The organism is Brevibacillus sp. DP1.3A (assembly GCF_013284245.2).
In the GTDB taxonomy this organism is placed as follows: domain Bacteria; phylum Bacillota; class Bacilli; order Brevibacillales; family Brevibacillaceae; genus Brevibacillus.
The window spans coordinates 4,787,110-4,797,270 of sequence record NZ_CP085876.1; the positions used below are offsets into that span (position 1 = coordinate 4,787,110).

At 43.5% G+C, this 10,161-nt stretch carries 5 protein-coding genes and 1 pseudogene; all 6 read right to left on the bottom strand.

Annotation, left to right across the window (positions count from 1 at the left end; all coding sequences use genetic code 11):
• Positions 1-6 precede the first annotated feature (6 nt).
• Positions 7-1,791, bottom strand: a complete 1,785-nt coding sequence (locus tag HP399_RS21955) for an ABC transporter ATP-binding protein (RefSeq protein ID WP_173618980.1) — start codon at positions 1,789-1,791, stop codon at positions 7-9.
• The gene (locus tag HP399_RS21960) at positions 1,788-2,321 is read right to left on the bottom strand and encodes a TlpA family protein disulfide reductase (RefSeq protein ID WP_173618981.1); all 534 of its coding nucleotides are present in this window, start codon (positions 2,319-2,321) and stop codon (positions 1,788-1,790) included. The genes HP399_RS21955 and HP399_RS21960 overlap by 4 nt, the downstream gene beginning before the upstream one ends.
• A 520-nt stretch (positions 2,322-2,841) precedes the next feature.
• Positions 2,842-3,351, bottom strand: coding sequence for a hypothetical protein (locus tag HP399_RS21965; RefSeq protein ID WP_173618982.1), 510 nt, complete (start codon positions 3,349-3,351; stop codon positions 2,842-2,844).
• A 615-nt stretch (positions 3,352-3,966) separates the two neighbouring features.
• Positions 3,967-4,075 (bottom strand): annotated as a pseudogene (locus HP399_RS31200) (RHS repeat-associated core domain-containing protein); the annotation flags it as partial.
• A 201-nt stretch (positions 4,076-4,276) separates the two neighbouring features.
• A complete protein-coding gene (locus HP399_RS21975; RefSeq protein ID WP_173618984.1) occupies positions 4,277-4,624 on the bottom strand; it encodes a hypothetical protein in 348 nt (115 codons plus the stop codon).
• A 13-nt stretch (positions 4,625-4,637) separates the two neighbouring features.
• Positions 4,638-10,100 (bottom strand): RHS repeat domain-containing protein, encoded by a 5,463-nt coding sequence (locus HP399_RS21980; RefSeq protein WP_228088318.1) that lies wholly within the window; start codon positions 10,098-10,100, stop codon positions 4,638-4,640.
• Positions 10,101-10,161 lie beyond the last annotated feature (61 nt).

Genomic DNA, 10,161 nt, shown 5'->3' on the forward strand with positions numbered 1-10,161 from the left:
CCTTCGTTACGCAAACCATTTCGCCTGCATGCGGTACATGCGCGAATATTCTCCGTTTGCATCCATTAGCTCATCATGATGCCCTACTTCGATCAGCTGACCTTGCTTCATGACAAAAATCCGATCCGCCATTCGTGCTGCAGCCATCCGATGGGAAATAAAAATCGCCGTCTTGTTCTGTGTGAGGGCATCAAACTGCTGAAATACTTCCAGCTCTGCTTGCGGATCAAGTGCCGCCGTAGGCTCGTCCAGAATAAAAATCTCTCCTCTTCTGTATATAGCCCGCGCCAACGCGACCTTCTGCCACTGTCCGCCTGACAGGTCTTCGCCATCCTGTAGCGTTCGACCCAATATCGTATCGTATCCACTGGGGAGTTTGCGAATAAAGGTATCTGCACCGGTTTCAACCGCTACTTGCCTCATCTGGGCGGGATTGACTTCCTGCGTCACTCTCCCAATGGTGATGTTCTCTCCAGCAGTGAAATTGTACCGAATGAAGTCTTGGAAAATGACCGTGATATGTCGTTGCAGGTCGGAAATATCGAGCTCATGAATCGACTGATTGTCGAACAGAATATTCCCCGAATGGATCGGATAAAGCCCCATCAAGCATTTGACGAGCGTCGTTTTCCCAGAGCCATTATCGCCGACAATCGCAATACGCTCCCCAGGCTTGATCGTAAAGGAAACTTCATTGATCACATTGCGCTCCATTTTGGGATAGCAAAACGAAACCCGATCAAACGTAATACCAGATTGCAGCTTGGTGGGAAACTCAGCTTTGCCAGCGAGCTTCGGAATCGTTTTATCCTCATATTCCAGAAAGTCAAACAGATCAGCGATGTACAAGCATCTGTTGACGATATGTGCGAGGTTAAAGGTCATGAGCGAAAGTAGCTGCTGTGTATTCTGTACCGCTTGTGCAATCGCTACAAAATCCCCTACCTTCAGGGCGCTCGCACGAAGCAGCGATACGACCAGTCCCAAGCAGCCAATATACATTGAGGAGGTAAAAATCCCTGAGAGAATCAGTGCTTTTTCCCTGCGGTGGAGCAGACGAAGTACCTCTTTCATATTTTTCAAATACAGGCGAGACCATCTACCTAGCAAAAAGTCCTTGAGCTGAAACAGTCGGACTTCTTTGGAGCTGTCGCGCTCATTCAGGATCGAGCTGATGTAGGAGGCTTCTCGAATTTCCGGCGTCTGTAGCCTTGCGAGATAGTATTCCGACATACCAAATTTGATTTGGACAATTAACAGCGGAATCACAGCCAGCAAGCTCATCACAGCTAATCCCCAGTGAATGCTAAGCAAAAACACCGCATACGAAATCAGAGTAATCAGATTTTTACCAAGATCCAATACCCTTCCCACAGGGTCCAGAAAGCGTTCCCCCATTGCCTCTGCCCGAATGCGGTGATGATGATTGTAAAATTCCGGATCATCGAAATAAGAGAGCGGAACAGATGCTGCTTTCTTTGCTACCATATGCTCCAAGTGATATTCCAGTCGTTGCTCCGTATGGGCATCGAGAATACGCAAGACCGTTTCCAACGCATTCGTCACCAGCGTCACGCAAAACAATCCCGCAAGCAGCCAAAGCAATGGCTGGTAATCATCTGTCTGATCCAGCGCAATGGCTGTAACCTCGTTCACCATTTCTTTCATGATCCAGATTGATGCCAACGGGGAAAATGCCAGGATGATTCTAAGAGCGATGGAACAAATGAGCCATAGCTTGCCATGTGCCCAAATCAATCGAACTGTTTTTGCAAAATAGGAGCGAGTCATGCTGGTTCACCTGCTAGCGCCAGGAGCTTCTTTTTGGTTTCCACGGCGGTTATTGGTTTGGCACGAATGACGTCCTGTTCATCGATTACGAAAATGCTGGGGAAATGATTGATCTTGTATGCTTCCAGCATGGGTTCGTTGCCAATTAGTACAGGGATTCCGGATATGTTGTTTTCTCGCAGCCATTGGGAAGTGGATATGTACTCGGATTCTGTTGAGATAATAACGGATGCATCTGTGAGTACCTCTCCCTCTGACAATAGTTCGTGCACATGATTGGCACAGTGCCCGCAGCCTGTATGGGTGAAGTTTACGATTAGTGGACGGGGCAGATGGTTTAGTTGTTGCTCTTGACCGTTTAGTGTTAGGAACGGTAGTGATTGTAGTTTGGTGCCGATTGCTGGTCCGGTTTCCGGGATGAAAGGGTGGAAGTGATGGACCTGCTTCTGGGTTTGTTTTAGTAGGGTGAGAAGTTTTGCCAGTATGACGGCAAAGATAAGTAGAAAGATCAGATTTATGGCTATGAGCAAATCTATCGGTCTCCTTTCGTGCGACTCGAGATTATACGAGAGGCGTGACTTATTTTTACAGAGAAAATACCATAATATTCTAGTTTTGTCATTGTTTTATGTTTCGGATAAGTTTGTTGGTAGAAAGAATTTTGGTGGGTTGGAAGGTGACTAGTTGTTAATTCGTACTCATCTGTACAAATAAAACAAGATAAAAGAAACAGCTCCAGTCGCTACTATAGGCGTCTAATGGAGCTGTTATCGTTTACTTGAGTGTAAAATTCGCCAAATTTGGAACAGTTGTTTACTTACAATATCCATTACAGATATCGGTTGGCCGATTGTTATTCATGTCATCCCCAGCATACCCAAGAAAGGACTAGATCACTCCTTCGTGGAATTTCTGAATCATTTCAGCAAAAAATTTAATCTATTTCTTAATCTGCTCTTTTGACATCAAAAAATCTACCAATCTCTCTAAGTTTAATTTTATTTTAGAGATTGAGAGTTTACACAAAAATCTTGACAGCTCTAGTAAGAGCTACTCATTTGGTGAATAATGTACCCCTTCTACATTTATACCTCCAAATAGTTGTTTAATCTTTGGAAATACATATTTTTGAAAATGCTGAGATCGTTTTTCAGTGAAACATAGTGTAAAACTAGCATCCTCTTCTATTTTCCGTATCATGTACGTATATTCTTGAAACGTTTTTTTCTTATCTAGGACTACACACAGAAATAATTGATTTATTTTTATTGCGTCTATCACTTCTATTGTTCCAACAGGCGCATACCAATTAATAGAAGGAACACCTTTTTGAGGAGGTTCCCAAGGAAACACCCACTCATTATTAATAAACATAGTCCTATCTTCAATTAATTTTCGGTGACTGACCGTATCTATTGAGTTAATATCTTCTGAAAATGCAAATAAAAGCATCTCGTCATTATCTATGAAGCATTCAAGAAAATTAACGATATCTTTTATACTTCCGATTTCTTCAAAATTCTCTATCACTCCATATGGTGCTTGTAAAACTAGTTTCATAACAATTCTCCTCTTTTTAATCAAAGTACTCATGGATACTACTTAGTTCTCCGTCACTATCTAACCTGTGTAGATGTTCTGGAAAAAACTTTCCGGTAGGTGGTCTACCTGGTCTATTATAATTATACTCAGGTTGAAATGAATGAATTTCTCCAATTAACTTCTTATTTTTATCATAAACAGGTGTTTTAATAATATCCGTCAAATCTTCTTTTCTTACTGTTCCTAGAGTGTATTTATTTGTTCTTATGAAGCTATCCTTATTTCCGATGTTGACCCAGCCCATCCTATTAGATACATCCACAAACTTCATTCCAAAAAACTGTAAGTCTACTTTGAACGTATTTTGAGGGACAGGGGGACCATGGACCTTCACATTTTGCTGATTGACTACTTTCGGGATTTTCACTTGTTTAGCCGTATTGGTTGCTACAATAGTTCCACCCTTGTCTGGGGCGAGAATTAATTTCCATACCATTGCCTGTGCAATTGCTCTTTGCTCAGCAGATATGTTCGGATCCACTGAAAAGATTAATGCCTCAGGTAATGTTAAATCATTAGCGGTTTTATAAACCGTTCCATTTCCTGGCGCCCAATCTGCATGAATTTGCTGGACATTACCAGTAGGATCAACATATTTTAGCGGATTATTACTTACATACGTATACCGATTCAAGCTCAACGGATTATCCACTTGCCCCTTATACGTATCCTCCGTGATAAAGCATACAAAGGGATATAGTTTAGCCATGCAAAAAGCCTATTCCTCCTCATCATATAAGTTGGAATAAGCCTTTGAAAGTTTGGTTTGTTGGTTGTATTTAAAATCTTACTGTTAAGGTTATAAGTTAGTTCAAATATTAACTTATACCTTATTTCTGATCACGTATTTCACCATGATCAGCCACTCTTCCTTTTTTATCCTTTAAAAATTTTGTCCTAACATTATTTTGATTTCATCAGCTAGTTCAAGTATGTTCTTCCATTCAGATGAATTTCTAACCGCATTAACGTTCCAATTATTACCTTGTTGTATTGTTTGAACCCAATTTCTTAAAATAGTGCTTTTTTGCATGATTTCATCACTGATAAGTCCAGCATCGTTAAGCTTTTGTAAGTTATCAGCGTGTAAAAACGAAATAACCCCAGTATCAAATTCTTCAAAAATGTTATACTCAATTACTTCATCATTCTCAAATAGTAAATATACCCCACACTTACCGATAGTATCTACAAATAGTTCCATAAGTTTTTCTATAGATATTTGCTCCACAAGAAAATCCCCCTTACTTGTAAATAATTATAGCTTTATCGCCAGATAACGGTTTATAATCCGATCCTACTACCTTGACTTTACCAGTTTGTCCACTCGAAAATCCAATGTATGACCCTACATGCACTCCTCCTCCTGGATGATAGAAGACTGACTTGTCCCCGTTTGTAAATTTCCACCCAGTACCAGCAGAGCCATAAGTACCTTTTGTCCATCCCTTTCCAAGAATCTTACCAACGTCGTCGGCTGATTTTCCCCATAAAGCTTTGGGGTTGCTTACAATATTATCGTATGTTTTTAACTCAGTTACCCATCCAACATTTCCACTTCCATATTTGCTCTTGTAGTATTCATTCCATTCTGCTCCACTTCTTGGTATCTTAGCAGAATTATACGTCCCCGTAATTTTAGTACCATTTACTGCTGCTATAACCGCCTTACTGCCCGTCTTAACTATCTTAACACCTGCTCCGCCAGGACCATACTCCGCTACTTCATTTATATATGCCTGACTAAATACCTCGAATTCTACACCACCTCGAAGCTCTTTAGGGATTGAGTTCTCCCCATACTTGAGATAGCGATCAATGTACATTTGTTTAGTTTCATGACTCATACTATAAAAATCTAAAGGCTGAAACCTTTCCCCAGTACCTTCGATTGTTGCTTGATGACCTGTCGGATCAACAAAGATAATTGGATTGTTATGTCCATACGTATACCTGTTAAGCGTCAGCGGATTATCCACTTGCCCCTTATACGTATCCTCCGATATAAACCGCCCTATCTTCGGATCGTAATACCGGGCACGCAGGTAGTAAAACCCGCTCTCTTTGTCATACATCTCCCCCGCATACATAAATGGGTTGGAAATCGTCTCTTTGACCTTATCCGTAATCAGGTTACCCCAGATGTCGTAATCATACGTGTTCAGGACATTACCATTGGGAGCCTTGATTTTGACAACATCACCGTGGCTATTGTAATAGTAATTGCCTTCGAGATTCGACGCGTAGTCTTTTCGCCAGATCAACTGGTTACCAAACACATTCCGCGCCTTGACCCTGCCATCCTGCGTCAGCTCTTCAATGACTTGCCCATTCAAATAGACGTAGTTGGTCGTGTCGGTCACGCTGCCAGTCTGTTGCTTCGACGCCCGCAGTCCACCTGGGTAATACGTGTACGTCGTTGTCCCTTTCTCGTCCTTGTACTCCTGCAAACGATTAAACAAATCGTGCTTCATTTCATAGGAGCCCAAGATATTTGCCGGAGCATTGGCATACACTTGGCGGTTGCCGCGTTTGTCGTACGCGTATTGCTTGACGTTTCCTTCGACCGATTCTTCCTTGATCCGGGAAAGCTTGTCGTACACAAACAATCCATAATTCGTACCGGAGCGCTTTTGACTGGTGATATTCCCAAACAGATCGTAGCCATTTGTCTCATTCCAGCCGTCTGCGTGATTCATTGCCGTTATTTCTCCAAACGAGCTGACCGATTGCTGCATGGCTGTCGGTTGTCCCGGATACGATATAGCATTGGTTTCCCCTGTATTGCTGATATCGTACGTGTACGTGGTCGTTCCCACTCCTGGAATCGCCACCGCATTCAATCTGTTCGCGTTGTCATAGGTGTATTCGACTCTCATCGATGGGGCTGAACCAGATACTGCACCTCTTGCTGGGTAAACAAGAGTATCCACCGTATCATCGCTGTCTGAATAGAGCAGTTGGTAGTCTTTGCCCATCATCGTCTGGCGATTCTTCCGATGAAATCCATCGTAGCCATAGCTGATGGCGTTTCCGGCGTTATTATTTTCGCTCAAAAGCAGACCAGATTGTGGATCATACACGCGCTCTTCATAGAAGGCAGTACCGGAAGAAACTTTCGTCAGTTCATGGAAAGGCGAATAGTCATAGTTGAGCATGACTCCGTTTTTATCCTTGTAACTTTTCACAAGGCCGCTTTTATCGTAGGTGTACGTCTCTGCTCTTGTTTCCGGATTCTTCTCCGAGAGCTTCCATGCCAAACTATTGTAGATATACTCTGCCGTAGTCGTCCCATTTTCCAAAACACTGGTGAGATTGCCTAGCGTATCGTAGCCATATACGTTTACGTTATTTTCCGGGTCCTGCAAATATACTAGATTGTCGTTATGGTTGAAGCGCATACTCCACGCTTGGGAAGTCTTGCCGTCAGAGATTTCCTTACTGGTTACTTTCCCGAATCGATCCGTCTGATAGGTCGTCACTCGATGGTGACTGCCGCTTTGGGTCGTCTCCTCTGTGCTCTCCACTTTTCCATACAAGTCGCGGTAAGTGGTTACGATGAAACCATTTGGAGAGAGCGTTTGTTCCGTCAAACGCGGCAAATATTTCGATCCATCTGAGTAGGCATTGTTTCGATGGTTTTTAATGGTTCCCAGGGAATTCGTCGCTTGGTACAGAAATCCGTCCCAGTCATATAGATACGAGGTGCTTTCCCCCTGCTTCCCGTAAGGAACCGTGCGGCTGATCTCCAATCCATCCGGCGTGAACTCGTTTTCTATCAAAGGACGTTTCGCACCTGTTGTGCCTACCTGCTCTTGATAGGCGGTATCTCCATATGGCGTGTAGTAGGTGATGAGTCTCGATGAATCCGGTGCAATTTTCTCAACGATTCCCGGTCCATCTGTCGTCGCCCCAGAACCTTCACCGTCCCGATAGACATACGTAATGGTTCGTTTTGCACCTTGATTGTGAAAAGTCTCCGATAGAGGTCTTCCTAATTCATCGTATTCATACGTAGCCTTACTTCCATTCGGATAGGTCTGGCTTTTGATTTGACCTTTGTCATCAATTTCGTAGGAAAAATTCAGCACATCCGATTTTCCGCTTTCCAACTCCACTCCAGCGAGTGCGATCTGTGTGGGCTGAATTCCGTATTGATCATAGGCGGTAAAGGTCTGCGTCCGTGTCTTTCCTGCGCCAAAGTTCTCCGTTATCGAATAAAGCTGTTTGTTTGTGTACTCGTAGGTTCGTTCAACCGATTGACTCTTGGGAGTATTGATTAAATTGGCAGGGAACGAATTAATCTCCGTTTCTTTCCTGAGCAAATATTGATCGTTGTACTCGAATGTCGTATTCGAATAATAAGGATCGCCTGAGGCAGTGGTTGATTGTGTTCTGGCTGCCTTCAAAACGGAGAAGGTCCGGAACCCCCATGGATTCAGCGCCACCTCATCATATGTCCATGTGCTCATAATCCCGTCTGGCGCAATCTGCTTGATCAGTTGTCCATAATGGTTGTATTCCAGGTACGTCTCTTGTGCGTAATTGTTGATCTTGGCAGCATACTGTGCGCGATTGGAAACATTCGGGTCTTTCAAATAGTGATTGTATACATCCAGATCGCTAACAGCCGATGTCGGTTCGAGGAAAACGTACTGATACGTCGGATTCGTATTTCGACCGGTGTAGGCGTAGCTCGTGTAGGTAGTTGGATTATACTCGACCCGATACTTCGCGCCAGATACATTCGTTCCGCCTTTACTAATACCTGTTGTCTTCTCACTTCTCAGCAAAGGATTTCCGTCTTGATTGACCTTGTACCGTTTATTTTTCGTGTAACGGGATGCCTCTGATTCGGTGACATGAATGGTATCCCCATGTCTATCCGCAAAATTCTTCAATCTGGGCAGCTGTTCTTTTGGCACCTTCCATATCTCACGGAAATTGCCGCTATCTGAATAGCTCTTTTCCAGCTTATACGTATTCGTACCGCTCGGCGTTTTCTGCGTATAGCTGTACGATACTTTATTGACAGGATGGTAGGATACATAGCTCAAGGCATGCTTGTCTTGAAAAATCCGTACGAGTCCGTCATTAAAGGTAGTCTGACCTAATTGATAGGGACGGTAATCGTAATTGATTTTCAAGCCTTGCAAGGGATAAAACGCTTCTTGCATAAGCAAGTAATCGATTTCCGCGCGCTTGGCTACATCGGACTCCCAAAACTTCGCTGAATCCTGTAGGGTTTGATCTGTAGGCAGCTTTTCCAGCGTATAGTTTTTGTTTAAATTGAAATACGCAATGCCCTTCGTTTTGGGATCATGATAGGCATACCGGGCCACTGTATATGGGCTGTTTCCGCTCCCTGCAGTCGGCAGGACTTCTACGCGAACGAGCTGATGGTAGCCGCTCAATGCGAACTTTCGTTCAAAATGGTAGCGAATATGTTTGAGCATGGTGGTCTCTGTCTTGTCTTTATAGACAATCAAATCCTGCGTGGTATCGTTTTGCTTTCGTTTCAGCACCACATAACGGCCGACACTGTCTTCAATGCTGACCGGCTCTCCGTCGCTATTCAGGTTGTACTTGATCGTGTCCCCATAAATATTGGATTTGACGACCGTTCCCAACGTGACATCAAACTCGTACTTCAAATTACGGTAATGCAGCGTGTACTTCCGATTCACTTCGTCAATTGTGAAGAAGATGTCTTGATACGGATAATTCACAAACTTGTTGAACCGGTATTCTAAAGATGTGCCGTCCTCTAAAGTAATGTAATACCGATTACTCGATGGATCCTTATCTACTTTGGTAGAGTAAATTTGTTGACTTGGATTATAGGGGTCGTCCCTTACCGTTACGGCCTGCTCCCGTGTGACGATATCCAATCTCGGCATATTAAAATCCCAGCCGGTTGCAAATTTCTCATTGGCCTTCAGTGCTTCATTCTTGGAAAAATCTTCATCCCAGCTTGGCGCACTGATCTTACTACTCATGGAGTGGTATCTGCGCTTTATATCCAGATCCAGTCCATGCTTCCCTGGCAAATAGAGATCTTGCTCTACCAGGTTCGCAGCGCGATATAGATCATCGACGGATTGCTCTGTTTTTGATCGAGCAAATCGAAACTCCTGATCCTTTTCGGTGTATTTTACCGGAGGAGGCGTAGTGGAATGGACCTCCATCTGCTCGTCCAGTTGCTTGATTTCATTGATTTTAGATAGAACGAGAGGGGTTAACCGCTGTAAAAGATCTTTGCTTTCCTGACTGAGATTCTCGAATTGGGAGATGATCTGCTCAGAGGAAAGGCGTTTGATTTCCTCTTGTTCTTCTGCTGTTAGTAATTGCAGTAGCTCGGAATAGAAATAAGCTGCAAATTTTAACAATGCTCTGTCAAAACTGCGATGAATTTCAATAACAGTGCCAGTCTCTAGCTGCGTCCATGTAAGAGAAGAAATATCAGCTTCCGTGTACTCGGTCGGATTTTTTGCTTCTCTTTTGTCATTGGTGATTGGCCCGCCCATGGATTGTTGAATCTCTTCGATTGCCGTGTCAGGTGTTGCTGCTTTCTCACCTGACGTTACATGAGAGATGGACACGGGGGAGGATTCTTTTGCGAACGTCGTTCCAAGGGGCAGCATCGTCGTGCATAACGCAAGACATAGCACATAAATCATGAGTGATTTTATGGAAAAATGTTTCATAATGCCTCCGTTAGAGATATTCGTCCCCCCATGATGCGAAGGGGGGACTGCATGAACATGG